Below are 25118 nucleotides of genomic sequence, written 5' to 3'. Positions count from 1 at the left end.
CACCCCGGATCGGCCTCCGTGTACCGGCAGGAGCCCGGAGGCCGTACAGGACAGGAGGGACTCGGGACCCGGCGGTGCGAGAAGGTCTGCGCTACGAAGGGGGGCGAACCGGGATGCGAAGCCGGAAGGTGGAACCCTGCCCCAGCCTGCTCTCCACCTCGATGCGGCCATGGTGCAGGTCGGCCACGTGCCTGACGATCGCCAGGCCGAGACCCGTCCCGCCGGTGGCCCGCGAGCGCGCCGCGTCGACCCGGTAGAAACGCTCGAATATCCGGGGCAGCTCGTCCGAGGGAATACCGGTTCCGTCGTCCGTGACCACCACGGTCGCCTCCCCGTCGGCGGTGCCCATCGCCACCCGGATCCGGCCGTCATCGGGGGTGTGGCGCACCGCGTTCTCCAGCAGGTTCCGGCACGCCAGCGCCAGGTAGGAGGGGTTACCCATCACCAGGGTCGGCTCGGCATCCCACTCGATCGAGGGGCGTGCGGTGACGAACCGCTCCACCACCTCTCCCACCACCTCCGCCAGGTCGCAGGCCTCCAACGGCAGAATGCCCGACTCCAGACGGGACAGGTCGAGGAGGTCGGAGACGGTCCTCGACATTCGGACCGCGTTGTCGAGGATGCGTCCCGAGAAACTGGACACCACATCCTGGTCATCCTCGAGCGCCAGCAGGACCGTCTCGGCCGCCGCCTTGATCGCCGCCACCGGGGTCTTGAGTTCGTGTGACGCCGCGATCACGAAGTCCTGGCGCATCCGGTCGATCCGGGAACGCTCGGTTATGTCGGACAGATGGAGCAACACCAGACCCTCTCCGACGGGTAGGGCCGCAACCTCCATCACCCGGCGGGGCAGTCCCTGCGAGAACCGGCCCGACGAGGACCGGCCGGCGACCGCTTCCTCCATGACCTCCCGCACCGCGCCCGGCATGGGTGCGCCTGCCTGGGTCACCCGGTCCCCGAGCACCTCGATGGCGGCCGGGTTGGCGTACACGGCCTGGCCTGATTGAACGGCCACCACGCCCACCGGCAGCGCGGAAAGGAGCGATCCGTACAGGTCCCGGCTCCTCGACATCTCCAGCCCCTCCGCCTCGAGTTCCTCGATCAGGGCTTCGGCAACGCTCCGCTCCCGCCGATGGATCCGGTACTGGAGCATCAACGAGACCACCCCCAGCGCCACCGCCCCTATGCCTACCCACGGCCATGGCGGAGGCGCCTGCACCGCGGCGATGCCGGCCGCCGCCAGACTCGCCGATGCCGCCCACCGGGCGAGCGCCGGACCGATACGGCGGGCGCGTGGAGGGGCCGGAGAGGCCATCAGTCACGGCCTCCGGGTGGGTGGAGCGGTCGCGGCGGGGAGGAGAACGGTCCGGAAGGGGGCCACGGTCGAATCGCTGCGGGCCCTGGCCGGGGGGCGCCCCTCGTGTCAGCCCTCAACGACGAACTTGTATCCCAGGCCCCGGACCGTGACGATCCATTCTGGAGAGCGGGGATCATCCTCGATCTTCTCTCGCACGCGACGGATATGCACATCGAGCGTCTTGGGGTCGCCGAAGAAGGGCACCCCCCAGATGTCCTCCAGGAGGACCTGGCGATGGACCAGCCTGCCCTTGCGCAGGAGCAACGCCTCCAGGAGATCGAACTCCTTGGGACGGAAGGCGACCAACTCGCCGTTGACCCGGACCTCATGGCGATCCACGTCGAGCGCCACCGGCCCGCCCTCCAGCACCAGGGAGTCGGGAGGGTGGACACCCCGGGAGGCCCGGCGAAGGTTGGCGCTGATCCGAGACATCAGCTCGCGCATCGAAAACGGCTTGGTGACGTAGTCATCGGCGCCCAGCTCGAGGCCGGCCACCACATCGGGCTCCGAATCCTTGGCGGTGACCACCACCACCGGGACTTCGGACGACGCCCGGATCTGCCTCAGCACGTCGAACCCGCCCAGCCCGGGCAGCATCAGGTCCAGAACCACCAGATCGGCGGCCTTGGCCCGGAAGGTGTCGAGGGCCATGCGGCCGTCATCGACCACCGTGACCTCGTAACCCTCACGGATCAGGTTGTAGCGGAGCGACTCCGCGAGGGTCTCCTCGTCCTCGACCACCAGGATCGACGTCCCGTTCATACCGAACCGGGAGCCGTTACCCAGCCCTCGGGGAACTCGTGCTGCTCGCCGGTCAGCAGGAACGCCACCTGCTCGCCGATGTCGACCGCCCGGTCGCCGACCCTCTCCAGGGCCCTCGACACCAGCATCATGTGGACCGCCCATTCGAGCATCTCGGGATTGGACGCGCAGGCGGCCACCTCCTTCCACATGTTGCGGTTCAACCAGTCCGCAGGATCGTCCAGCTCCGGCAGCCGGAGGGCGAGATTGAGGTCCCTCTTGACGAGCGCCTCCATGGCCGTCTCCACCATCGGCACCACGATCGACCGCATCTCCCGGATATGCAACAGGATGGTCCTGTTGGTGGGGAGAGTTGAGGTCGCCTCCACGATCTTGGCTATGTTCGATGCCTGGTCGCCCATCCGTTCCAGGCTGTGCCCGGCCTGGAGGATGAGCGACATCAGCCGCAGATCCGAGGCCACCGGGGTCTGGCGGGCCATCACCTCATGCCAGCGCCGCTCCACCTCCACGTAGAGCTGGTCGATCTCGCGATCCCCCAGCACCACCTGGTGGGCCAGCTCCGCATCGCCCTGCAGCAACGCCTCCACCGCGTTGTTTATCTGGACCTCCGCCAGCTCGGACATGTCGAGCAGCAGGACCTCGAGCTGGTTGAGCTCGGAATGGAACAGGCTCCGGAACTCGGTCATCCGAACCGACCCGTGATGTAGTCCTCGGTCTCCTGCTTCGCGGGCCGGGTGAAGAGCGTGCCCGTGGTCCCCGCCTCCACCACGTACCCGGCCCGGTCGGAGTCCATGTTGAGGAACACCGTGTGGTCCGAGGCCCGCGCCGCCTGCTGCATGTTGTGGGTGACGATGATGATCGTGTAGTTGACCTTCAGCTCCTGGATCAGCTCCTCGATCCGCAGGGTCGCAACCGGATCGAGCGCCGAAGTCGGCTCGTCCATCAGAATGATCTCGGGCTTCACCGCGATGGCGCGAGCGATGCAGAGACGCTGTTGCTGGCCGCCGGACAGGGAGTAGCCGCTCTCGTCGAGCTTGTCCTTGACCTCGTCCCAGAGGGCGGCCTGGCGGAGAGAATGCTCCACGAGGCCGTCCAGGTCTTGCTTCATACCGTTGATCCGGGCGCCCCAGGCCACGTTCTGGTAGATGGTCTTCGGGAACGGATTGGGCTTCTGGAAGACCATTCCCACTCGCCTACGCAACTCCACCGGATCCACCGACGCGTCGAAGATGTTCTGCCCGTGGAACCGGACCTCGCCCTCCGCCCGGGCGCCCGGAACCAGGTCGTTCATCCGGTTCAGGGTCCGCAACAGGGTGGTCTTGCCGCATCCGGACGGTCCGATCAGGGCCGTGATCTGCCTGTCCCGGAACGACAGGTTGACGTCCCTGACCGCCCGGAACTTTCCGTAGAACGCATTGAGGTTCACCGCCTCCATGGCGACGGTCTCGAGGTCCGATCCGGTCGTGGTTCCCATCGGCACGTTCAGGTTGACGCGCTTCTTCTCGTTCACCTCAGGCTTGCCCACGGTCGTCATGCTGTCCTCCGAGAATACTTGTTTCTAAGGATCACCGCCGCCGTGTTGAGCGTGAGGAGCAGCACCAGCAACACCAGGATGGCGGCCGCGGCGATGTTGCGGAACTCGTCCTGAGGCCGGCTCGTCCACTGGTAGATCTGGATCGGCAGCACCGTGAACTTCGAGAACGGCCCGCTCGGATCGGTGGTTATGAAGGTCGACGCACCCACCACCACGAGGGGGGCTGTCTCCCCGAGCGCCCTGGCCACGGCCAGGATGGTTCCCGTCAGTATGCCGGGAAGGGCGTTGGGGAGAACGTGGGAGCGCACCGTCTGCCATCTGGTGGAACCCAGCGCCATGCCCGCCTGGCGCAGCGAGCCCGGTACGGCCCGGATCGCCTCCTGGGCGTTGATGATGATGATCGGCAGGATCAGCAGGCCGAGCGTGAGGCCGGCCGACACGATGGTCCGGCCGTTGGCGGTCGCCTCGCTGCCGGTCCCCAGGAACGAGCCGCTGGTGATGGCCTCCAGGGTCCGGACGAAGATCGCCAGACCGAGCATCCCGTAGATGATCGACGGAACGCCGGCCAGGTTGTTGATATTCGTCTGCAGGATGGCGTTCAGGCGGCTCTCGCGCGCATATTCCTCGAGGTAGATGGCGGCCCCGACCCCGATGGGGAAGGAGAAGGCCAGGGTGATCAGCACCACCCAGAGCGACCCGAGCAGGGCGGTGCGGATCCCGGCGATGGCCGGCTCCGGCGACTGCGGATTGACCACGAAGTCCCACGAGAGCCAGGATCGGAACTCCAGTTCCGCGCCGGGGTACTTCTGCGCCGCGTAGGCCTCCACCTCGTGACGGCTGAACACGGACGAGAAGAAGGACCAGGTGCCGACGATGGTGGGCTCCACCACCCGCTCCACCACCAGCGCCTCGACCTGGGAATGGCTCCGGGCGGGCAGGTAACAGGCGGGCGGGGGATCGTCCGTCATGCACAGGTCGTTGAGCACGTACAGATCCTCGAAGACCATCCGGTCGCCGAAGAAGCGTTGCTCCCGCTCGAACCGGCGGCCCAGGTTGGTCGAGATCTCGGCTTCGAGGAGCGCTACCAGATCCTCCTTGGTCAGGTCGCCGAGGGCGGTGCCCTCCGGGTATCCGAGGCCGGTTACCAGCTCACCCGGGGAGCGTTCGTTCTCAACCGCCACCAGGCCGAATGACGAGTTCAGGATGGTGACGATCAGCGTCACCAGCGCCGCCACCGCCACCATCAGGGCGCCCAGCAGTGCGAACTTCGCCACGAGTCCCCGGCGCTGCCGGCGCCTCATCTGCGCGGAAGTTCGCAGGAGGTCGGAGGACCCGCTGTCCACTTCCGTACCGGACGCCGTCATTCGTAGACCTCGCGGAATCGGGCCACGAAACGGCGGCTCAGGACGTTGAGCGTCAGGGTGATGACGAACAGCGCCAGCCCGATCGCGAAGATGGAGTTGTAGTCGATCGAGTTGTAGCTCAGGTCACCGCCGCTGATGCGGACGATGTGTCCGGTCATGGTCTCGCCCGCCACGAACGGGTTCAGGATGTAGCCGAACAGGCTGTCGGCGCCGAACGTGAAGTTCTTGGGCCCGGCGCCGGCCGCTATCGCCACCACCATGGTCTCGCCGATGGCCCGGGAGATCGAGACCACGAAGGCCGCCGTTATACCCGAGAGCGCAGCCGGCAGCACCACCCGCAGCGAGGCTTCCAACCTGGTGGCCCCTACCGCGTAGGAGGCCTCCCGGAGCGACATCGGCACCGCGTGGAGGGCGTCCTCGGACATGGAGCTGACGAGCGGGATGATCAGGATGCCCACCACGATCCCGGCGGATGCCGTGTTGAAGATCTCCACCACGCTCACCCCCAGGATGGACCTGAGAAGCGGGGTCATGAAGGTGAGGGCGAAGTAGCCGTAGACCACCGTCGGGATGCCGGCCAGTATCTCGAGCACCGGCTTGATGGTGCCTCTCACCCGGGGGGTGGCGTACTCGCTCAGGTAGATGGCGGTGGCCAGACCCACCGGCAGCGCCACCACCATGGCCGTGACCGAGGTGGTCAGCGTGGCCAGGACCAGGGGCCAGATGCCGAAGTCCAGAATGGCCGGTTGCCATTGCGTGGAGGACAGGAACTCGACCAGCGACGCCTCCTCCGACCTGAAGAAGAGCAGGGCCTCCTTCCCCAACTCGAAGACGATGCCCACGGTGGTGAGAATCGACAGGGCGGCTGCGATGAAGAGCAGCCCACGTATCGCCGCCTCGCCCGGCCGCCGCCTCTTGCGCAAGGAACCGGCCATCGGCGAAGCCTCCGATGTCAGTCGCGTCGCGATGGTTCCGTCTCCCCTCGGTGGCCGCGACTATCCACCTCGCCGGATCCCGTGTTGCGAGAATCGTGCCAACCGGACATCTTTCCGGTACCCACCTACAAGGCCGCTTTGAGTTCGGTGGCCGCGCTGTCGAGGACGCTGTCGGGCGCCGGGAAGTACCCGACCTCGCCGACCTCCTCGTTCACGAACTGGAGCACGAAGTTCAGGAACGCCCCGACCTGCGGCTTCTCCGCGATGATCGAAGCCGTCGAGTACATGTACAACGGGCGAGCCAGCGGATAGGTATTCGCATTCACCGAGTCCGTGGTCGGCTCCACGCCCTCGACATCCAGCACCCTCAACAGATCGCCGTTCTCCGTGTAGTACGCATACCCGAAGAAGCCGACCGCGCACGTGGTCGCGGCATTCGACGGATCGCACCCATCCCCCGAAATGCCCTGGACCAACACGTTGTCGTCCTCCGAGAACTGCGTATTCCCGGCCCCCAGGATCGGACCCTCATCCTCGTGGAACACTTCTTCGACGAAGTAGTCGAACGTTCCCGAGTCCGTCCCCGGGATGAACCGCTGGATCGGATTCGCCGGGAACCCGGCGCGAACATCCTGCCAAGTCGTCGCCGTCGAGAACAACACCGCCAACTCCGCAACCGTCAGATCGGTTGCGAACGTGTTCCCGGGCGAGACCGTCACCGCCAAGGCATCCGTCCCCACCCGGAACTCGATCGGCTCCCGATCGATCGCCCGGCACTGCTCCACCTCCGCTTCCTTGATCGGACGGGACGCATTCGATACATCCGACTCGCCGGCCACGCAGAACCGCTCGAACCCGGCGCCCGAGCCGATCGAATCGACGGTGATCAGGCCCGAATAGCCCTCATCCTCGAACCGCGCCGCCATCGCCTCCGCCAGCGGGAACACTGTCGACGAACCGGCCACGACGATGTCCCCGGACACGGACAACGGATCGGACGGAGGCAAACCACGGCTGCCGGACAACGCCGAACCACCACCGTGCGAGGATGCCCCTTGGGTAGGGAGGGTGGTGGCGATGGTGGTTACGCGGCTGTAGTCGGGTCCCCAACCGCATGCCGCGGCAACCAGCGTCATAAACGCGACGAGCGCGAGCGGGCGCCATACGTTGCCGATCGGCATCCATGCTCTCTGAACCCTCAATCCGGAGGGAACGCTAAGCCGTCAGGGTTAAGGGACCGGTCTTCCAGGGTGAACGCGAGGTAAACCTTGCCCAGCAATCGGAAACGTGCTCACGTCCGCACTGGCAGGTAGTGGAAGCCGCGGCCCCGCCGGTTGGGACGGCTCCCCACCAGGTGCCCGGCATCAGCCAGCGCGGCAAGCATCTGGGCGGCGTGAGACGCGGTGACACCCGCCAGGTCGCCGGCCTCGGTCGAGGAGATGCGTCCCCTCGCCCGGGCGTAGTCCAGCATCACCGACTCCCGTCCGGCGCGCGTGGCGAATCGCTCGAGCTTGCGGACGAATTGCCTGCGGGCACCGTCCGACAGCCGGAGGGCAGGCGGGTGACCCTCGGGAATGCCGTGAACATTCTCGATGATCGGCCTTCCGTCGATGTGAACTCGATCAGCAACCCGCTCGATTATCGACAACGTCTCCTGGACAGGTCTTTGCAGAACCGGAGCCGCCAAGTTGGCATCGGCCCAGCCGCGGTCGATCAGGCAGTTCACGAGAAGCAGCAGGTCCAGATCACCCCGCGAGGAGGGCTCGAGCCCGCCGATGAAGTGGAGCCACTCCAGATCCGGCTTGCCGCCGACCAGCGCGACCCGCACGTACGGGCCATCAACCTCCGAGAAGACCGGCGGTGGGTGACCCAGAGAGAGCATGTCCGCCGTCATGCGGTCCACGCCGATCCCTTCTCGCTCGCCCAACCGCATAGCCGCCATGGCCTCAGCGAGACTTCTATAGCGGGGCGCCGCAGGATGCGTGATGATGTTCGAGGGGGCGACCCCTCCGACGAAGCCCCCCGGCGAGGTGACAGTCAGGACGGACCCGACATGCTCGACGGTCGTCGGTTGCGGGGAGTTCCAGTCGCGGTGGACGATGCCATTGACCAGCGCCTCCCTCATGGCTCTCAGCGGGATGGAGTCGATCTGATGCGCCGCGAAGCCGTCCGGCACATGAACCACGGCGTTCGCCACGTCCATCGCCTGCTCCACCGCGGCGAACTGTTCTAGCAACGGGCGGCGCCCCACCTCCTCCCGGCTGAAGGACGGCCCGAACGCCTCGCTAAAGGCGCTCGACCAAGGCCGACCGGCACGGGGCACGCGATGCGTGCTGTCGCCACCGGGGACCTCCCGCCGAACGTAGTCGATTCCGATCTCGGGAGTTCCCACAAAGAGCAGCGATCCTGCGTTGGTCAGTCGGCCGTCTGCGTCCACAAGGTTGAGACGGCGGATCATGTCCTGACTCGTCGCCATCGCCAGATGGCCGCCGTCACCACTACCGTTGCCGTTCTCGCGCATGTACCGCCTGGCGATGTCGACAGCGGTCTGCTTGACGTCGGCCAGTGAGTGAGATGACGGCTGGGCCGACCAATCGAAGCCTCCGCGAAGGAGCCGCCTGTCATTCCACGATGTGAAATCGACATCAACGCAGTTGTCGTTCAAACGCCAGCGATAGCGACCCCTGTAAGGGATCGGCTCCCAAGCTTCGGGCGTGGACAGCACCAGCAAGCGGCAGCCGTCCAACATCAAGGGTCGGGCAGAGACGGTCAGCTTGCGCTGTGTCAGTTCAAATATGCGGTGGCGGAGCCACTCCGGATCAAGCCCTGTGCCGATCCTGACACCGTCGTCGGACACACCCAAGATGATCGCGCCACCCCCGGGGGTATTGGCCATGCAGGCCATTTCGCCCGTGAGGTACCCGGCAGCCTCCTCGTTCTCGCGGCTTGCCGGCAGGGACTTGCCGCGCCGGTCGCGACGGCCGGGCTCCTCTTTGACGTCCACATGGGCCGTTTCGATCTCCGCGGGAGGGCGACCTTGCGCCAAGAGATCGAGCATGAGTTGGATCTGGTCATCAAGGGCGGCCGAAGCTCCGAATCCTGTAGACATCGCACCCTCGCTCTGGTCTTGAAAATGTGGCTGGGCAGGTCTGCCAGCACTTTACCACATTTTCTGGTCTAAAAAGACAGATGAAACGGTGGCCAGGGATTTCTCCTGGGTTTTTGACAGTGAATATGTGGATGGATCGACCCGCCCGATCGGCTCTAAGACCGGCGCGGCGACGTGACAGGCGACCCGCTCGCCTCCGCGTCCCAGGGGCGCCGCCTCGCAGCGCATTCCGCGCTTGTTGAGGATTCTCCAGGCCGGAGGCGTTTTCAGGAACGTTACGTCAGGCTTGGCCTAGCCTGAGCGGGCGCCTAGTGGGAATGTGCGTGGGATGCCGCGTAGTAGGGGTTCTCGCCGCCCTGGTGGTCGGTGATGTCCACGATCTCGACGATCTCGGGGATGGCCTCCCGCAGGATCCGCTCGATTCCCTGGCGCAGGGTCATGGCGGCCATCCCGCAACCCTGGCATCCTCCACCCATCTGGAGGTAGACCACACCGTTCTCCTCGCCCACCAGGCTGGCTTGGCCTCCGTGGGCCGCGATCGCCGGGTTCACCTGGTGGTCGAGGACCTGCTGGACCCGTTCCGCGATCGGCCCGGTCAGATCCCCTGCGTCGAAGTCCGGAATGTCCGGCGACGGGTTGTTCGGGTTGTCGATGGCCAACCCCGGGGTCATCGGGTTCGACGACATGGCCAGCCGGGCGCCGGTCATGTTCTCGGTGTCCGCAGCCGGGATGACGACCGCCAGGTCGCCGTGGCGCTCCACGTGATCGGACGGCTCCGCCTCGCCGAGCGGGACGAACGACAACGAGTAACCGAACTGGAGTCCCTCGACGCCGGTTATCTCGATCAGCAGGCCGTACTCCTCTTCGCCCGGCTCCTGGTCACGGATCTCGATGATCCTCTCGAGGGCTTCGGCGCTGAAGTTCATCAATGCGTTGATAGTCATGGTCGCAAGGGTAGCCACCCGTCCGGCCAACCGTTGCCGTGGCGAGTCGGGTACAGTCCACACATGAGCCTCCGAGCAGGCGCGGCCCGATCGTGGCGACCAGGAATGCTTGCCCTCGTCGCAGCGATGATGGCTCTAGGCCCGGCCTGCTCGACCTCGAGCAACGAGGTCGTATTCGAGGGAAGTCCTTCCACGGAGGCGACCACCGTCGCAGCAGCGGAGGACGGCGCCGCCACGGCTGCCACCTCCCTACCGGCCGGCGCCGAAACAGGAGCCGCAACGACCACCGCCACCACCGCGCCCGCCGCGACAGGGACCGTCGCCACGACCGTCTCGGCAGCCGACACGACGACCATGCCGGCCGCGCCGGAGCTGTCGGACCGGGGGATCGAGGCGCTAACGGGCCCGGTGCTGGTCGACGGGCGGTTGGGCGAGGGGGTGACCGTCCTCGGTCCCGGGGCCGAGCGGAACGAGCTGTACGTGGAGACGGCGGATGGCTACCTGGCCCAGCCCAGCTGGTCGCCGGACGGCCGGATGGTGGCCTTTTCGAGAGCCTCGAGCGCTGGGAGTTGGATAGTCGTCGGTCCTGGAGCCGACGGATCCCTGACCGCCTACGGGACCCCGTTCGTGGTGTTCTACATCCACTGGAGCGCGGACGGTCGCTTCGTGGCAATGCTGGGAAACGCTGATGCCCAGGTTGCTCTGGCAGTCCTCGACCTGGACACCGGGACGGTCACGATGGTGGACTCCGCCAATTCCTATTACTTCCACTGGTCGCCGGACAGCTCGCGGATGCTGGCCCATCTCGACAACTCGCACCTCCACATCCTCGACCTGTCCTCCAGAGAGATCACCCGCATAGCCGCCTTCGACTTCGTCTGGTCGGCCTATCAGGCACCGTCCTGGATGCCCGACGGCCGCTCGATCCTGTACGTGCGTCCCGCCGGGGACCAGAGCGAGGAACCCCAGGACGAACTGGTGATCCACGACCTGGTAAGCGGTCAAATCGAAGTCATCGGAACGGGGGCCGGCTTCTTCGCATTCGCGGCGTCACCCGACGGAACACGGGTGGCCTACTCGCTCCACAACCTGGCCCGCCCCACCTCCATGTACCTGGTGGAGCCGGGTAGCGGTCAGGTAGCGGAGCTCGATGCCCCCAACACGGTGGCCTGGCAGTGGAGCCCCGACAGCAGCAAGATCCTCCTGCTCGGAATCAACGAGGCGAGCCGGCTCTCGATGGACGTGTACCAGGACGGCGCCATCACCTCATACCCCGGCATCGCCCCCACCGAGAACTTCCTGCGCAGCTACATCCCATTCTGGAACCAATACGGCCACAGCCATACGCTCTGGGCGCCGGACAGCTCGGCCTTCGTGTATGCCGCCTCCGACCTGGGAGACGACTTCGTCTTCCTCCAGCTCCTCGAGGAGGAGCGCCCCGTCCTCCTGGGCGCCGGCTCCATGGCCGTTTTCTCGCCGGGAGCCTGAGTGGCTGTCGTCCATGTCTTCGTCGGGGGTGATCCGGTCTCGCCGGAACGGATCGGCAACCTCGGGCCGGCCGACCTCGTCATAGCCGCCGATTCCGGCGCCGATATCGCAGCCGCCGGTGCCGTGACCGTCAACATCCTGGTAGGCGACCTCGACTCGATATCCCGAAGCGCCCTGGAGCGGGTCTTCGATGACGAGACGGTCATCGAGGGCCACCCCGCTGACAAGGACGCCACCGATCTGGAGTTGGCGCTCGAGGTCGCGCTCCGCCACGATCCGAGCGAGATCGTCTTCGTGGGCGGCGGCCGCGGGCGTCTCGACCATCTGCTGGGCAACGTCGGGGTAATCGGGAGCCCGGCAGCCGGCCACGTTGCGGTTAGCTGGGTCATGGAGCGGGAAACGGCCTACGTCGTCCGGGGGAGCAGATCGATTCCCACCACGCAGGGGGAGGTCTTCAGCCTCATCCCGATCGGGAGCGAAGCCCGCGGGGTGCATGTCCGGCACGCCCGATGGCCGCTCCGGGATGCCTCGCTCCCAATCCACAGCTCGCTGGGAATCAGCAACGTCGCGCTGGGCGAGGAGGTCGAGATCGAGGTAGCCGATGGCGCCGTCCTGGCCGTCTTCAACCATCGTCTCGAGTAGTAAGTGGTCACTGGTCAGTAAATGGTGCAGATCGGGGAGGACACTGACAATCGGCCGCCAAGGGAGCGGGTGAGTTCCGCTAGGGCAGAGGTCGCGGGAGGGTCGGTCAGCCTCCTCTTGCCAGATCCAGCAATCTAGAGGCGGTTGAACTGCTCAACGCTCAGTCCCGCCTGGCGCAATATGCTGCTCAAGGTCCCGACTCGCACTTCCCTGTGACGCGGAACAACGGCGGTGCGAATCTCATCGCCATCCCGCCTCACGAACTTGACGTGACTGCCCTTTTGGCTGACCTCCACAAACCCCGCTTTGTGCAGTTTGCGAGCGACCTGCCTGTAGGGGAGCGGGCTAAGCCGCTCCAACCTTCACTCGGAGGTGATGGACTTGTGGTGCCACAGTCGAGCGGGGCGGTTCGAAATGGAGTTCCAACGCCTCAGCGAGGTTGTCAAGCGCAACATCGGGCGACTCACCTTGGCTCGCGACGTCGACCTCCAATGCCTGCGCTACGAACCAACCGTCCTCTTGCCGGACAACAGCGGTTAGTTGTATCTCCTGCATAGGTATCCCCCGCATTCTCCGCGGTTCCAAGGCTAACAACCCGAACACTGCCACGTGGCCAGCGGGCAGGTGCCACATGTAATCTAACATAAACTAGCAACTAGCAACTAGCAACTAGCAACTAGCTCAAGCGTAGGTCTCCGGGTTGGCGCAATACGGCATCCGCCGCCCCTCCAGGGCAGCCACCAGGTTGGCCGCCGCCCGCTCCGCCATCCGGATGCGGGTGCGGACGGTGGCGCTCCCGATGTGCGGGACGATGAAGCAGTTGTTCATGGCCACCAGGGGATGGTCCGCCGGGATGGGTTCGGGATCGGTCACGTCCAGGCCGGCGGCGGCGATGGTCCCCCGTGCCAGCGCCTCGACCAGCGCGTCCGTATCGACGACCGGACCCCGAGCCGCGTTCACGAGCGTGGCGGTCGGCTTCATGGCGGCCAGGGCATCCCGGTCGATGAGGTGGTGCGTGCCCGGATGGAAGCTGGTCACCACCACCACATGATCCGCCTCCGCCAGCAGTTCGGGCAGGGTGCGGTACTCGACTCCGAACATCTCCTCGGCGCTGCGATCGCGGCTCCGCTTGGTGTAGAGCATCCGCATGCCGAACCCCGCACCTCTCCGGGCTATGGCCTGCCCGATCCGCCCGAGGCCCACGATGCCCAGGGTGGATCCGGCGATGTCGCGGCCCACCAGCGCCATCGGATCCCACTCCCCCCAGCGGCCGTCCACCACGTCCTCGAAACCCTCCCTGAACCGGCGAGCCGCGGCGATCAGCAGCCCGAAGGCGGTGTCGGCGGTGGTCTCGGTGAGGACGTCGGGGGTGTAGCCGACGGGGATGCCCCGCGCCGTGCATGCGGCCAGGTCGATGTTGTCCACGCCCACCGCCATCTGGCTGATGGCCTCGAGCCGGCCGGCGGCCTCCAGCAACTCCGTGTCGATGCGGTCGGTGAGCATGCAGTACAGGCCGTCGGCGTCAGGCGCCCTTGCCAGCAGCTCGGCCCGCGGGATGGCTCGGTTCTCGGGAAACACCCACACCTCCGCCACCTCCCGGAGCATCTCCACGACCGCCCCGGGCGGCCGGCGGGTGATCACGACCTGCGCCCGGGTCATGCCTCGGCCACCCTGGTCCCGGCGCTCGGGCCCCGTCCCCACCGCACCGGAGGGCTCAGTCCTCGTAGAGGTCCTCGATCTGGCGGGAGTAGCGCTCCAGCACCACCCGGCGCTTCATCTTGAGCGACGGGGTGAGCTCGCCGGATTCGGCCGACCACTTCTCCGACACCACGGTCCACTTGCGAGCCTGCTCCACCCGGGCGACCCGGGCGTTGGCCGACTCCACCAGCCGGTCGACCTCCGCGAGCACCTTCGAATGGCGGGTGAACTCGTCGAAGCTGCCGTACTCCACGCCCTGGCTCTCGGCCCATCCCTCCGCCATGTCGGGATCAAGGGCCAACAGAAGGGTCAGGTAGCGGCGACCGTCGCCCACCACGCAGGCCTGGGAGATCAGGGCGTGCTCGTTGATGAGGTTCTCCAGCCGGGCCGGGGCCACGTTCTTGCCGCCCGCGGTGATGATGATCTCCTTCTTGCGCCCGATGATGCTGAGGTAGCCGTGGTCGTCCAGCCGCCCCAGGTCGCCGGTGCGCAGCCATCCGTCCTCTCCGTACGTGGCGGCGGTCGTGTCCGGGTCGCGGTAGTAACCCTCGGTGATGAGCCCACCGCGCAACATGATCTCATCGTCATCCGCGATGGACAGCTCCACGCCCGGCATGGCCCGGCCCACGGTGCCGATCCGGTTGGCGCCCGGCACGTTGGAGGTTCCTGGACCGGAGGACTCGGTCATCCCGTACAGCTCGAAGACCGGTAGGCCGATACCCCGGAAGAAGAGCAGGAGATCCGGCGAGATGGGCGCCGCGGCCGAGATGGCCACCTTCAGCGCGTCCATGCCTAGACCGGTCCGGAACTTCTTGGAGAAGAGGATGCGATCGAACAGTTTGAGCTTGAGGCGGGCCCCCAGCCCGAGGTGGCGGCCCTCCTGCTCGGCCCGTTGCCCCTCGATCGCCAACTCGATGGCGCCGAGCGCCAGGGCCCGCCGCCGGGCGTTGGGCTCGGCGTTGACCCGCGCCATCAGGCCGGCGTGGAACTTCTCCCACACCCTGGGCACGGCGAAGAAGACGTGCGGGCGGGTCTCCTGGACCGCCGCCGCCACCTCGGTGAGGTCGGGGATGTAGCGGACGGTTCCGACCCAGTACAGGCTGACGTAGTGGCTGGCCATGCGCTCGCCGATGTGCGCCAGGGGCAGGTAGGACACGAGCCGCAGGTGATCGGGCAGCGAGTAGGTGCGGGAGACGCACTCCAGGGTCCACATCACGTTGCGGTGGCTGATCATCACCCCTTTGGGCACCCCGGTCGTGCCGGACGTGTAGATGAGGGTGGCCAGATCGTCCTGCGCCACCGCCACCGACGACCGCTCGACCAGCTCCGGATCAGCTGCCAGCGCCTCCCGGCCCGCCGAGCGGAGAGCCTCCCAGGACATGATCCGCTCGTCGTCACCGTCCTCGGGCGGCTCCATGACGACGATGTGGGTCAGGTTGGGCAGGTCCCCCAGGATTCCTTGCCAACGCCCCAGATAGTCGGCGTTCTCAAGCACCGCCACCCGGGCGGAGCAGTGATCGGCGATGTACTGGATCTGCTCGCCCGCCAGAGTGTTGTACAGCGACACCGGAACGGCGCCCGCATGAACGATCCCGAGGTCGGCGATCACGTGCTCGGGCCGGTTGCCGGCCATGATGGCGACGAAGTTCCCGGCCTCGACGCCGAGGGTGCGCAACCCGGCTGCCACCTCCACCACCTGGCCCCGGTACTCGGACCAGGTCAGGGTCCGGGTCTCCTCGCCGGCGTTCCACCGGATGGCCGGATGGTCACCGAACCGCTCGGCGTTCCGGCCGAGCAATCCGACCAAGGTCATGTCGCCGATAGCCGCCCCTATGGCCTGGCGTTCGCGCTCGACTTCGCTGTTCATCGTTGCCCCTCCCTGCGGGAGATACCCGCCGTCGCGATGTTACCGACCCACGAGAGAGGACGCGAGCCAAAACACCGTTCCGGAGGCCCGCACGGCTCACTCGGACGCATCGAGTCCGCCGCCTCGTGGGAGCCTCCACTCCCTTTCTGCTGTATCCTGTCCCCGATCGCGCGGGGATGGCTGTGGAACAGGTTTCGTTCACCCGGATGGAAGACGGGACGAAGGAGGATTACCAGCTCCTCGAGAGGATGGAACACCAACTCCATACCGACTACGTCGACCGCCTTCTCGAGTGGGTCCAATGGAACGAGGGAGACACCGGCTACCGGGTCAGCCGCTTCGAGCACTCCCTCCAGTCGGCCAGCCGCGCCTACCGGGACGGTAAGGACGAGGAGTTCGTGGTGTGCTGCCTGTTCCATGACATAGGCGATCTCGTCTCCCCCTACAACCACAGCCAGGTGGCGGCGGACATGCTGCGTCCTTACATATCAGAGAAGAACTACTGGATCATCAGGCACCACGGCCTCTTCCAGGGCTACTACTACTTCCACTACTTCGGCGGGGATCGCGACGCCCGCGACAGGTACAAGGATCACCCGTGGTACGACGACACGGTGGAGTTCTGTGCCCGATACGACCAGAACTGCTTCGACCCCGACTACGAGTCCCTGCCTCTGGAGTTCTTCGAACCGATGGCGCGCCGGGTGATCTCGACCCGCCGCCACGACACCCCCTGAGCTGGTCGCTAGTCGCTAGTTGCTAGTGCTGGTTACTATCTGTTCAGAACGGCCTTCTACTGGAGCGCAATCGACACGCGCTCGGCAGCGTCGGTGACACGGGCGGCGATGGCGTCCCGGTCGGCCGAGCCCGGGAAGCGGTATGAGGGGCCGTGGACGTGAATCGCCCCGAGCACCCTCATCTGGTGGTCGTAGACGGGGGAGGCGACCGAGCTCATCCCCTCTACGAACTCGTCCACGACCCAGGCGTGGCGTTGGGTACGGATCGACTTCATGCGTTGCCGTATCAGCCGAGCGTCCGTCACCGTGTAGCGGGTGTAGGACTCAGGGTTGGAGGCGATATAGCTATCCAGCTGTTCGGGCGGCCAGTGGGCCAGGATCACCAGCCCGGAGGAGACCACATGCATGGGTAGAAGGGTGCCGGTCCAATCCCTCACCACGATATTGTTTTGGGCGTCCTCCTGAGCGATGTATTGGACCCGGTTGCCGTCCGGAATGGCAAGCCCGGCGTCCTCCCCCAGTCCATCGGCCAGCATCTTGAGATGGGGCCGGGCCCGCGCCACTAACTCGGCCGCCCGGCTCCTGCCGGCGGCCAGACCGGACAGGCGGGGACCGATCCGGTAGGTGGAACCGGGCGACACCCGCTCCACGGCGCCCAACTCCACCAGGGTCTTGACCAGCCGGGCCACCGTGCTCTTGGGCATCGCGACCCGCTCGGCCAGTTCGGTGATTCCCAGGTCGGAGGCCGAGATGACGTCCAGGATGGCGAAAGCCCGGTCAATTGATTGCACCCTGCCCATGGCCGGATCTCCCGATGTCGGAGGTACCACCTCGCGGGAGGAACGTACCACATCGTGGACCGCGACCGCATCGAGGAACACCGGAAAACGGCAGGCCCGACGAGGATGATGACTTCTGCGCCAGCTGTTCCTGGCTGGTCCTGACCGCCCGGTAGCCCCGATTCTTCATGGATCGGGGGTTTTGTGCGCTGAATGGCGCGCTAGTTTCGGCCTCCCGACCTGGGGTTATAGCTATCTGGTCGTTAAGTTCGGCTTGGCGTGACCTTCACCTGCCCGGTGTTGGAGTGGCAGGAATGAACTCGTGAAGTTGACGTGCCTAGCCCCGATTATTCATGGTGGTGGTCTGTCCGGGTGACGAGATGGATGCTTCGTCCTCCTAGCCTGGGGTTACAACCATCTGACTGGCCCGTCTTCCAGTCGGTGCGGGATCAACCGCGGGGTGGAATGTGGCCGCATGCGCATTATGTGGTTCACGTGGCCTGATCCGCGTTGGTGTGCTGGGAACAGGAATAATCAGGCCTAATGTACGTCGGCGTGACTGGAAACATGAAGAATCAGGGCTAAGGAGGCACGCATGGTCACGCCGCACATTTCAGCTCCGGATGGCGCGTTCGCCGAATCCATCCTGCTGCCCGGCGATCCGCTCCGGGCCCGCTACATCGCGGAGACGTTCCTGGAGGACGTCACCGAGGTGACCGCCGTCCGCAACATGCTCGGGTTGACCGGCACCTACAAGGGAACGCGCGTGTCGACCATGGGCACCGGCATGGGGATGCCTTCGGCATCGATCTACCTCACCGAACTGACCCGCTTCTACGGCGTGCGGCGGCTGGTCCGGGTGGGAAGCTGCGGCGGGATTTCCACCGACGTGAAGATGAGGGACGTCATCCTGGCGATCGGCGCCGGCACCGATTCGGCCATCAACCGGACCCGCTACAACGGCTGGGACTACGCGGCCACCGCCAGCTATCCGCTTCTCCGCGCGGCCGCCGATGCCGCCGCCGGAATGGGGATCGACACCCATGTCGGGAACCTCCACTCCTCCGATCTGTTCTACAACAGCTACACCGACGCCCTGGCGATCTGGCAGCGGATGGGGGTGCTGGCGGTGGAGATGGAGGCGGCGGCGCTCTACGCCATCGCGGCCGAAGAGGGAGCCCAGGCACTCGCCATCGTCACCGTCTCGGACCACCTCGTGACCGAGGAGCAGACCTCCTCAGCCGAGCGGGAGCGCACCTTCGACCAGATGGTGAGGATCGCCCTTGAAGCAATCCACGACCTGGAGCAGGGCTAAGCCCCTTCCCGTCGACACCTGCCCACCGGGCCCGGTGTCCCCGAGATGTCAGGCGCCCCAGCGCGTCACCATGACGAGGATGGCGAAAGCCAGTACGGCGGTATCCACCCAACCCACCAGGCTGGAGCGGCGGGACAGGCTCTCGGCCTGGCGGTGATCGGCCCGCTCGTACGCGGCCGCGATCCGTCTCCCGTTCGGGCCTATGACGGTCATCGCCAGCACCGCGCCGATCACGACGGCCAGAATCCCGACCACCACGAACGGGTCGGTCATGCTGTAGGCATCGTTCGCCAGGCCGACCAGGCCGAACCCGGTTACGAACACCACGATCGCCGCCGGGGTGTGGATCACCCGGCCCATGGAAACGGTGACGCGGTGCCAGGCGGCGGCGGAGCCGTCGCCCTCACTGGTCATGGGACCGCGGGCGAAGGCCCGCACCAGGTTGGCGCCGAACCAGGCCGCCACACCCAGGATATGCAGGAATTGCATCAACTCGAACATCGGGCTCCCTTCCACGCACGCCCCGCCAGGCTAGTGACCACTTTCGCGTCTGTCTGCGCAACGGCGGTCGGCTGTGATTCGATGCCTCGGCTTCGAGCCGTAGGCCGCCCCCGGGCACGCGCGGAATCAGGCGCGCCTCCCCGTGGTACGGTGGCGGGAGGATGGAGGAGGTATCCGGTGCAAGACCCTGGGTGAACCACTATCCTACCGTTCGGGTGCCCCGGGGCCGCCGTCATCGGCGTCCCTCTGATCAAGAGGCGAAGTGACGTTGAGTCCTCCGTAGGCGACTCGAACCAACACCCTCAACCGCGTACCAGTGGCAAACAGTCGATAGAGTGGAGAATTCGGGCAACTGATGCGTTCCGATACCTGCTAGGAAGCGTCGACACCAACGATCCAGGAAAGGGTAACCATGGAAATCAACACCGAACGGACCGACGGGGTGCTCGTGATCAATGCCGAGGGCCGCATTGATGGATCGAACTCCGCCCAGTTCCTTGAGTCCATTCAGGCGGTGGTCAGCGACGACGACAACGGAGTCGTTCTAGATTTCGGGGGCATCAACTACATCAGCAGTGCCGGCCTGCGGGTAATCCTGCTCCTCGCCAAGGAACTACGTCAGAAGCAGACCGGGTTCGGGGTGTGTTCGCTCTCCAGTTCCGTCAAGGAGATCTTCACCATAAGCGGGTTCGACCAGATCATCGCCATCTTCGACTCCGGAGCCGATGCTGTCGGCGCGCTCAAGTAGGAACATGCCGAAAAAGACGGGGATGGGTTGGCCCGCCACGCCTCGACCTGGGTTTCCATTACCACCATGGCGCCAACGGGACATTTTTCGGCACGCTCCTAGGAAACAGGCGAACCCTGTTTCGGTGACCGTCATACCCGCCTATCCGGCCTTCTCCGGATAGCGAGCATCATCGAGGTCGAGTCATGGCATCGGAAAAACGATCCCGCCGGTCCGGCGATAAAGACCCGGAGGCGAGCCACAACTACCCGTACAAGATACTGGTCGTCGACGACGAGCCGGACCTGCAACCCCTCATCCTCCAGCGGATGCGCCGTCCCATCCGCTCCGGCAAGTACACGTTCGAATTCGCGCAGAACGGCATCGAGGCCCTCGAGAAACTGAACGCGCAACCCGACATCGACATGGTGGTGTCGGACATCAACATGCCCCAGATGGACGGCCTGACGTTGCTGGAACAGATACCGAGCGTCAATCCGAACATCCGCTCCGTGATCATCTCCGCCTACGGCGACATGCAGAACATCCGCACCGCTATGAACCGCGGCGCCTTCGACTTCGTCACCAAGCCCCTCGACTTCAAGGACCTGCGCCACACCATTGCGAGAACCCTCCGCAACCTGGTGGAGTGGCGGGAGGCTCTGGCTTCCCGCGACCAGCTGGTCGTGCTCCAGAACGAACTGGACGTGGCCAGCAAGATCCAGCAGTCCATCCTGCCGACCGAGTTCCCGCAGCACGAGAGGTACGGGATTCACGCCAGCATGGAACCCGCCCGCAACGTCGGCGGAGACTTCTACGACATCCTCATGCTGGAGCGAGACCACATCGGACTCGCCATCGCCGACGTGTCCGACAAGGGCGTGCCCGCGTCGCTCTTCATGATGTCGAGCCGGACCCTCCTCAAGGGAACTGCTATCGGGTTGCCACAGCCCGGAATGGTCCTGTCCGATGTCAACGACCTCCTGACCGAGGAGAACGAGACGGCCATGTTCGTGACGGTCTTCTACGCGGTGTACTCACCGATGACCGGCGAAGTGACCTACGCGAACGGCGGCCACAACCCTCCCCTGCTCATCCACGCCGATGGGAGCTCGGAGTTCGTTCCTCGGGTCGGGGGGATCGCCCTGGGGATCCTCCAAGGGGCGCCCTTCGCGCAGGGAACCCTCACCTTGCAACCGGGCGACACGCTCCTGCTGTACACCGACGGTGTCACCGAGGCCATGAACGCTGACAACGAGGAGTTCGGCGTGGAGCGCCTGCAGGCGATCTTCATGGAAGAGCCGCCCACGTCTGCTAAACACACCAACGAGGCCGTCTTCCGAGCCGTGCACTCCTTCGCCGGTGGCACGCCCCAATCGGACGACATAACCTGTCTGACCATCTCCAGGATCCCGAGGTAGCGATGGCTTCGCGCTCGCTGGCGTTGGACTTCGAGCAGGGTTCGCAGGCGACCAACGCGGAGATGCTCGAGAGTATCTCCGCTCAGATCGAAGGCATCGGGGAAGAGGACGAGTGGTCCCCCAAGTTGCTCTACCTGGTCCAGCTATGCCTGGAGGAGTTGGCGCTCAACGCCATGACCTACGGTCGGCAGAAGGGCCTGTCCGAGTTCCAGGTATCGATCACGCCCGGCATTGACGAGATAGTGCTCGAGCTGCATGACAACGGCGCTGCTTTCGACCCGACCAAGGACGCGCCGATTCCCGATCCCGGCGCGGACATGGATGATCGACCGATAGGCGGTCTGGGAATCTTTCTCATCCGGGAGATGGTGGACGACCTTGCTTATCGAAGGGAAGAGGGTTGGAATCATCTGACCATCACGATAAGGCGCGCCCAATAGGGGTTTCCGGCCGGATGGGGGTCAGGAAGCGCCGGCCACGGACTCTTCAGGCCATCGGTTCCGGCATTCTCGTGCTAGCACTGGCCGCTTGCGGGTCGCCGCCGGCAGGCGAAGGCCCCCAAGACACCGATCCCACCACCACCTCCTCCGCCGCCACGGCCGCCTCGGGCCAGGCCACCCCGGGTGTGGACGACCAGCGGGTCCTGTTCGGCCAGTCGGCGGCCCTCAGCGGCCCGGCCCAGGAGCTGGGTCTGGAAATGAGCCTGGGCATCAATGCCGCCTTCCACGAGGTGAACTCGAACGGGGGGGTGGGTGGTCGCCGCCTCGAACTGATCAGCCTCGACGACACGTACGAACCGGAACTGGCCATCGCCAACACCCTCCAGCTCATCGAGGACGAGCAGGTATTCGCCCTGATAGGCGAGGTGGGAACGCCAACGTCCCGTTCCGCCACCCCGGTCGCCGCCGAGGCGGAAGTCCCCTTCGTGGCGCCCTTCACCGGCGCCGCGTTCCTCCGGTCCGAGAGTTGGACCAATATCGTCAACCTCAGGGCGTCCTACGCCCAGGAGACCGAGGAGATGGTGGCCCGTCTCACCCAGGACCTGGAGATCGAGCGCATAGCAATCATGTACCAGGACGACTCGTTCGGCCGGACCGGATTGCAGGGCGCCCAGGCAGCACTCGAGCGCCGCGACATGCAGCCCGTATCGGTGGGGATCTACCCTCGCAACACGACGGCCATCAAGACCGGCCTCATCGACCTCACCCTGGGCAACCCCGACGCGGTCATCGTGGTCGGCGCCTACCAGCCCGTGGCGGCCCTGATCGCCTGGTCCAGACACATCGGCTTCGATCCCATCTTCATCACCATCTCCTTCGTGGGAAGCAACGCCCTGGCGAGGGAGCTCGGCCCGGACGGCCGGGGCGTATTCGTCACCCAGGTGGTGCCGTTCCCCACGGATAGGTCCATACCGGTCGTGGCCTCCTACATAGACGCCCTGGCGGCCTACGCCCCGGATGCCTCGCCCAGCTTCGTTTCCCTGGAGGGCTACCTGTCAGGACGGCTGGCCATCTTCGGCCTGGAGGCATGCGGACTCGAACCGACCCGCGCCTGTTTCCTGGACAGCATCCTGAACGGCGGCGCCATGGACATCGACGGGTTCCCCCTCAACTTCGGCGCGGGTGACAACCAGGGCTCGGACCGGGTGTTCCTCACCTTCATCAACAGCGAAGGCGAGTACGAACCGGCCCAAAAGATCAAGAGGATATGGTGAACTGGCTCGGCCGCCTCTGGGCGCTCCGCACCCTCATATCCACCCAGATGTACATCGGGATCGGAGCCGTCGTCGCGCTGACCATTGCGGCCAGCTTCGTCGGTTGGGTCTCGTTCAACCGGGTCGGCGCCGCCCAGGCCAGGGTGGAGAGCGAGAGCTTGCCCGAGATGGAGGCGGCGTTCCGGATGGCCGAGTACAGCCGGACCCTCGCCGCGGCAGCTCCCAGGCTGGTAGCCGCCCAACCGACCGAGGTCGGCGCCATATCCGAGGAGATCCGCCAAGCCCAGCAGGGGTTCGAGGATCAGATCCTCCTCCTGCAAAGGCTGGCGAGAACCGAAGATCATATCCAGACCTACATCCCCAACGCGCAGGCGGTCTTCTTCCAGTTGCTGTTCAACATCGACCGGATCCAGGGACAGCTTTCCCAGCATCACACCCTCGTCCAGCGAGCGGAGGAGTTGAGGTTGCTGATCATCGACCTGCGCTCCCGACTCGACGACATAATCGTCCCCGCCATCGACGATCAGCTGTTCTACCAGCTGACCGGGTTTCGGGATCTGGGCGAACCGCCGGTCAGCCGGACCCTCTACCTGTCGGAGACCGAGTTCAACCGCTACCGCCACCTAGCGTCGCTCAAGTCGGAAGCAACGCTGGCGACCCAGCTCCTGTCCAGCGGCCTGAGCGTCTCGGACGCGGCCTACATCGAACCCCTCCAGGAGAGCTTCGAATCGACCTCCGGGCGCCTGGCGATCAGCCTGGGCGCCATAGAGGGAACCGAGCTCCACACCTCACTCACCCCGCTCTTCGATCAACTGCTCCGTACAGCCACGACTCAGGGGGACGGCTTCGACCTCCTGATCGAGAAGCTCAGGCTGGAGGAGAGCCAGGACGCCCTGTTGCTCCACACGACCGAGTTGGCCGCAGAGTTGACCACGGAGGTCGATGGCCTGGTCACCTCCGCCAACCAGGCCGCCGATGCGGCCAATCAGGCATCGGACAACGCCATCAACACCGGCCGCGCCCTGCTGGTGACGATCAGCATCCTCGGCGTGCTCGCGGCCTTCGCCATCAGCTACGGCTTCGTCGGCCGGGTGCTGCTCCGCCGGATCCACATACTGTCGGCGCGCATGCGGCAGATGGCCGACGGGGACCTCGAAGCCGAGGTCAACATCAAGGGCCGGGACGAGGTGGCCGACATGGCCGCCGCCCTGGAGGTCTTCCGCCGCCACGCCCTCGAGGTCCAGCGCCTGAACCTGGTCGAGAAGATGGCCGCCGAGCTGGTCGAGAAGAACAGCCAGTTGGAGGAGGTCCTCTCCGAGCTGGAGCGGGCCCAGGACCAGATCGTGATGCAGGAGAAGCTGGCGGCGCTCGGTGAGGTCACCGCCGGGGTGGCCCACGAGATCCGCAACCCGCTGAACTTCGTGAAGAACTTCTCCGAGGCTTCCGAGGAACTGCTGGAGGAACTCGAGGAGATCCTCGAGGAGGACGACCTGGACGAGGACGAGATAGCCGAGATCGTCGAGGATCTGACCGACAACCTCGAACGGATCCGCCGGCACAGCGAGCGAGCCAACCGGATCGTGCAGGACATGCTGATGATGGGCCGGGGTGGTGGCGAATGGCAGACCGTCGATCTCAACACCGTCTTCAACGAGCACGCCCAGCTGGCCTACCACAGCGCCCGGGCTGTGGATCCCGACTTCCAGCTGACCATCGAGCGCGACTTCGATCCCGGCGTAGGCGACATCGAGGCCATCCCGCAGGACTTGGGCAGGGTCTTCCTCAACATGGTCGGCAACTCCTGCCAAGCCGTCGACTTCAAGCGGGTGTCGATCCAGGAGACACCTCGCGATGGCACGCCCTACACGCCCACGGTCTGGCTGAAGACCAAGCGGATCGATGACCGGGTTCAGGTCGTGATTCGGGACAACGGGGACGGCATCCCTCCCGACGTGATCGACAAGATCTTCAATCCGTTCTTCACCACCAAGCCGACCGACAAGGGCACCGGCCTGGGCCTGGCGCTCTCGAGCGACATCGTCCGGACCCATGGTGGGTCCATCTCCGTGGATTCGGAGGAGGGAGAGTTCGCCCAGATGACGGTCGAACTACCGCTCAGGCGGCCGGAGGGAGCGTCCGAAGCCGATCAGGCGTACGCGGACCGCTTGATCGACGAGGATGACGATGACGACGAGGACGACGACTACGAGGACGAGTGAGAGCC

General features: G+C 65.7%; 24 protein-coding genes. 9 read left to right on the top strand and 15 right to left on the bottom strand.

From position 1 onward, the window contains the following. Positions 1–91 precede the first annotated feature (91 nt). From OXM57_10905 to OXM57_10865, 9 genes are all read right to left on the bottom strand, one after another. Positions 92–1315: an ATP-binding protein gene (locus OXM57_10905; GenBank protein ID MDE0353187.1), complete on the bottom strand. Its 1224-nt coding sequence runs from the start codon at positions 1313–1315 to the stop codon at positions 92–94. Positions 1316–1423: 108 nt separating this feature from the next. Then, on the bottom strand, positions 1424–2119 hold the full coding sequence (locus OXM57_10900; GenBank protein ID MDE0353186.1) for a response regulator transcription factor: 696 nt from the start codon (positions 2117–2119) through the stop codon (positions 1424–1426). Further along, complete coding sequence (gene phoU, locus OXM57_10895) at positions 2116–2805, bottom strand: phosphate signaling complex protein PhoU (protein ID MDE0353185.1); 690 nt, start codon at positions 2803–2805, stop codon at positions 2116–2118. The genes OXM57_10900 and phoU overlap by 4 nt, the downstream gene beginning before the upstream one ends. Further along, positions 2802–3593, bottom strand: coding sequence for a phosphate ABC transporter ATP-binding protein PstB (gene pstB / locus OXM57_10890; GenBank protein MDE0353184.1), 792 nt, complete (start codon positions 3591–3593; stop codon positions 2802–2804). Before pstB ends, phoU begins: the two co-directional genes overlap by 4 nt. Positions 3594–3649: 56 nt before the next feature. Next, complete coding sequence (gene pstA, locus OXM57_10885; GenBank protein MDE0353183.1) at positions 3650–5017, bottom strand: phosphate ABC transporter permease PstA; 1368 nt, start codon at positions 5015–5017, stop codon at positions 3650–3652. Then, positions 5014–5952, bottom strand: coding sequence for a phosphate ABC transporter permease subunit PstC (gene pstC, locus OXM57_10880; protein ID MDE0353182.1), 939 nt, complete (start codon positions 5950–5952; stop codon positions 5014–5016). Before pstC ends, pstA begins: the two co-directional genes overlap by 4 nt. 125 nt (positions 5953–6077) lie before the next feature. After that, a complete protein-coding gene (locus tag OXM57_10875; GenBank protein MDE0353181.1) occupies positions 6078–7133 on the bottom strand; it encodes a PstS family phosphate ABC transporter substrate-binding protein in 1056 nt (351 codons plus the stop codon). A 110-nt stretch (positions 7134–7243) separates the two neighbouring features. Beyond that, positions 7244–9061: a putative DNA binding domain-containing protein gene (locus OXM57_10870; GenBank protein MDE0353180.1), complete on the bottom strand. Its 1818-nt coding sequence runs from the start codon at positions 9059–9061 to the stop codon at positions 7244–7246. Between the two features lie 308 nt (positions 9062–9369). After that, entirely contained in the window at positions 9370–10005 is a 636-nt protein-coding gene (locus tag OXM57_10865; GenBank protein MDE0353179.1) for a NifU family protein, read from the bottom strand. 63 nt (positions 10006–10068) lie between these two features. On the opposite strand from OXM57_10865, the gene OXM57_10860 reads away from it, so the two are divergent. Both OXM57_10860 and OXM57_10855 read left to right on the top strand, forming a co-directional pair. Continuing rightward, positions 10069–11493: a hypothetical protein gene (locus OXM57_10860; GenBank protein ID MDE0353178.1), complete on the top strand. Its 1425-nt coding sequence runs from the start codon at positions 10069–10071 to the stop codon at positions 11491–11493. After that, a complete protein-coding gene (locus OXM57_10855; protein MDE0353177.1) occupies positions 11494–12135 on the top strand; it encodes a thiamine diphosphokinase in 642 nt (213 codons plus the stop codon). It abuts the gene before it with no gap. Positions 12136–12269: 134 nt separating this feature from the next. On the opposite strand, the gene OXM57_10850 is transcribed toward OXM57_10855, so the two are convergent. The 4 genes from OXM57_10850 to OXM57_10835 form a co-directional block, all read right to left on the bottom strand. Continuing rightward, positions 12270–12494: a type II toxin-antitoxin system HicA family toxin gene (locus OXM57_10850; protein ID MDE0353176.1), complete on the bottom strand. Its 225-nt coding sequence runs from the start codon at positions 12492–12494 to the stop codon at positions 12270–12272. Then, the gene (locus OXM57_10845) at positions 12481–12690 is read right to left on the bottom strand and encodes a type II toxin-antitoxin system HicB family antitoxin (GenBank protein ID MDE0353175.1); all 210 of its coding nucleotides are present in this window, start codon (positions 12688–12690) and stop codon (positions 12481–12483) included. The genes OXM57_10850 and OXM57_10845 overlap by 14 nt, the downstream gene beginning before the upstream one ends. A gap of 126 nt (positions 12691–12816) precedes the next feature. Then, entirely contained in the window at positions 12817–13794 is a 978-nt protein-coding gene (locus OXM57_10840; GenBank protein MDE0353174.1) for a D-glycerate dehydrogenase, read from the bottom strand. Positions 13795–13849: 55 nt separating this feature from the next. Beyond that, entirely contained in the window at positions 13850–15700 is a 1851-nt protein-coding gene (locus tag OXM57_10835; protein ID MDE0353173.1) for an AMP-binding protein, read from the bottom strand. Between the two features lie 176 nt (positions 15701–15876). On the opposite strand from OXM57_10835, the gene OXM57_10830 reads away from it, so the two are divergent. Next, positions 15877–16437, top strand: a complete 561-nt coding sequence (locus OXM57_10830; protein MDE0353172.1) for an HD domain-containing protein — start codon at positions 15877–15879, stop codon at positions 16435–16437. A 56-nt stretch (positions 16438–16493) separates the two neighbouring features. On the opposite strand, the gene OXM57_10825 is transcribed toward OXM57_10830, so the two are convergent. Beyond that, on the bottom strand, positions 16494–17237 hold the full coding sequence (locus OXM57_10825; GenBank protein ID MDE0353171.1) for an IclR family transcriptional regulator: 744 nt from the start codon (positions 17235–17237) through the stop codon (positions 16494–16496). Between the two features lie 574 nt (positions 17238–17811). Here OXM57_10825 and deoD point away from each other — a divergent pair. Beyond that, positions 17812–18531, top strand: coding sequence for a purine-nucleoside phosphorylase (gene deoD / locus OXM57_10820; GenBank protein ID MDE0353170.1), 720 nt, complete (start codon positions 17812–17814; stop codon positions 18529–18531). Between the two features lie 48 nt (positions 18532–18579). Here the strand turns inward: deoD and OXM57_10815 are convergent, their stop codons facing one another. Beyond that, on the bottom strand, positions 18580–19020 hold the full coding sequence (locus OXM57_10815; GenBank protein ID MDE0353169.1) for a DUF2269 family protein: 441 nt from the start codon (positions 19018–19020) through the stop codon (positions 18580–18582). Between the two features lie 424 nt (positions 19021–19444). On the opposite strand from OXM57_10815, the gene OXM57_10810 reads away from it, so the two are divergent. From OXM57_10810 to OXM57_10790, 5 genes are all read left to right on the top strand, one after another. Then, positions 19445–19780 carry an STAS domain-containing protein gene (locus OXM57_10810; protein ID MDE0353168.1) on the top strand — a complete coding sequence of 112 codons (336 nt, stop codon included), beginning with the start codon at positions 19445–19447 and terminating at the stop codon, positions 19778–19780. Between the two features lie 185 nt (positions 19781–19965). After that, a complete protein-coding gene (locus tag OXM57_10805; protein ID MDE0353167.1) occupies positions 19966–21180 on the top strand; it encodes a SpoIIE family protein phosphatase in 1215 nt (404 codons plus the stop codon). 2 nt (positions 21181–21182) lie between these two features. Then, entirely contained in the window at positions 21183–21620 is a 438-nt protein-coding gene (locus OXM57_10800; GenBank protein MDE0353166.1) for an ATP-binding protein, read from the top strand. A 14-nt stretch (positions 21621–21634) separates the two neighbouring features. Continuing rightward, positions 21635–22894 carry an ABC transporter substrate-binding protein gene (locus tag OXM57_10795; protein ID MDE0353165.1) on the top strand — a complete coding sequence of 420 codons (1260 nt, stop codon included), beginning with the start codon at positions 21635–21637 and terminating at the stop codon, positions 22892–22894. After that, positions 22888–25113 carry an ATP-binding protein gene (locus tag OXM57_10790; GenBank protein ID MDE0353164.1) on the top strand — a complete coding sequence of 742 codons (2226 nt, stop codon included), beginning with the start codon at positions 22888–22890 and terminating at the stop codon, positions 25111–25113. The genes OXM57_10795 and OXM57_10790 overlap by 7 nt, the downstream gene beginning before the upstream one ends. The last annotated feature ends 5 nt before the right edge of the window (positions 25114–25118 follow it).

The organism is bacterium, from assembly GCA_028820935.1.
Taxonomy (GTDB): Bacteria; Actinomycetota; Acidimicrobiia; order Spongiisociales; family Spongiisociaceae; genus Spongiisocius.
The sequence above is the reverse complement of the archived record's forward strand: the minus strand, read 5'-3'. Positions and strand labels throughout refer to the sequence as shown.

Excerpts from the sequence above, each read along its gene's own strand:
- OXM57_10800 (MDE0353166.1), top strand. The coding sequence starts at position 21,183 with ATGGCTTCGCGCTCGCTGGCGTTGGACTTCGAGCAGGGTTCGCAGGCG.
- OXM57_10790 (MDE0353164.1), top strand. The coding sequence starts at position 22,888 with ATGGTGAACTGGCTCGGCCGCCTCTGGGCGCTCCGCACCCTCATATCC.
- pstB (MDE0353184.1), bottom strand. The coding sequence starts at position 3,593 with ATGGGAACCACGACCGGATCGGACCTCGAGACCGTCGCCATGGAGGCG.
- OXM57_10810 (MDE0353168.1), top strand. The coding sequence starts at position 19,445 with ATGGAAATCAACACCGAACGGACCGACGGGGTGCTCGTGATCAATGCC.
- pstC (MDE0353182.1), bottom strand. The coding sequence starts at position 5,952 with ATGGCCGGTTCCTTGCGCAAGAGGCGGCGGCCGGGCGAGGCGGCGATA.
- OXM57_10845 (MDE0353175.1), bottom strand. The coding sequence starts at position 12,690 with ATGCAGGAGATACAACTAACCGCTGTTGTCCGGCAAGAGGACGGTTGG.
- OXM57_10865 (MDE0353179.1), bottom strand. The coding sequence starts at position 10,005 with ATGACTATCAACGCATTGATGAACTTCAGCGCCGAAGCCCTCGAGAGG.
- OXM57_10825 (MDE0353171.1), bottom strand. The coding sequence starts at position 17,237 with ATGGGCAGGGTGCAATCAATTGACCGGGCTTTCGCCATCCTGGACGTC.
- OXM57_10900 (MDE0353186.1), bottom strand. The coding sequence starts at position 2,119 with ATGAACGGGACGTCGATCCTGGTGGTCGAGGACGAGGAGACCCTCGCG.
- OXM57_10830 (MDE0353172.1), top strand. The coding sequence starts at position 15,877 with ATGGCTGTGGAACAGGTTTCGTTCACCCGGATGGAAGACGGGACGAAG.
- pstA (MDE0353183.1), bottom strand. The coding sequence starts at position 5,017 with ATGACGGCGTCCGGTACGGAAGTGGACAGCGGGTCCTCCGACCTCCTG.
- OXM57_10875 (MDE0353181.1), bottom strand. The coding sequence starts at position 7,133 with ATGCCGATCGGCAACGTATGGCGCCCGCTCGCGCTCGTCGCGTTTATG.
- deoD (MDE0353170.1), top strand. The coding sequence starts at position 17,812 with ATGGTCACGCCGCACATTTCAGCTCCGGATGGCGCGTTCGCCGAATCC.
- OXM57_10795 (MDE0353165.1), top strand. The coding sequence starts at position 21,635 with ATGGGGGTCAGGAAGCGCCGGCCACGGACTCTTCAGGCCATCGGTTCC.
- OXM57_10815 (MDE0353169.1), bottom strand. The coding sequence starts at position 19,020 with ATGCAATTCCTGCATATCCTGGGTGTGGCGGCCTGGTTCGGCGCCAAC.
- OXM57_10840 (MDE0353174.1), bottom strand. The coding sequence starts at position 13,794 with ATGACCCGGGCGCAGGTCGTGATCACCCGCCGGCCGCCCGGGGCGGTC.
- OXM57_10835 (MDE0353173.1), bottom strand. The coding sequence starts at position 15,700 with ATGAACAGCGAAGTCGAGCGCGAACGCCAGGCCATAGGGGCGGCTATC.
- OXM57_10805 (MDE0353167.1), top strand. The coding sequence starts at position 19,966 with ATGGCATCGGAAAAACGATCCCGCCGGTCCGGCGATAAAGACCCGGAG.
- OXM57_10860 (MDE0353178.1), top strand. The coding sequence starts at position 10,069 with ATGAGCCTCCGAGCAGGCGCGGCCCGATCGTGGCGACCAGGAATGCTT.
- OXM57_10870 (MDE0353180.1), bottom strand. The coding sequence starts at position 9,061 with ATGTCTACAGGATTCGGAGCTTCGGCCGCCCTTGATGACCAGATCCAA.
- phoU (MDE0353185.1), bottom strand. The coding sequence starts at position 2,805 with ATGACCGAGTTCCGGAGCCTGTTCCATTCCGAGCTCAACCAGCTCGAG.
- OXM57_10905 (MDE0353187.1), bottom strand. The coding sequence starts at position 1,315 with ATGGCCTCTCCGGCCCCTCCACGCGCCCGCCGTATCGGTCCGGCGCTC.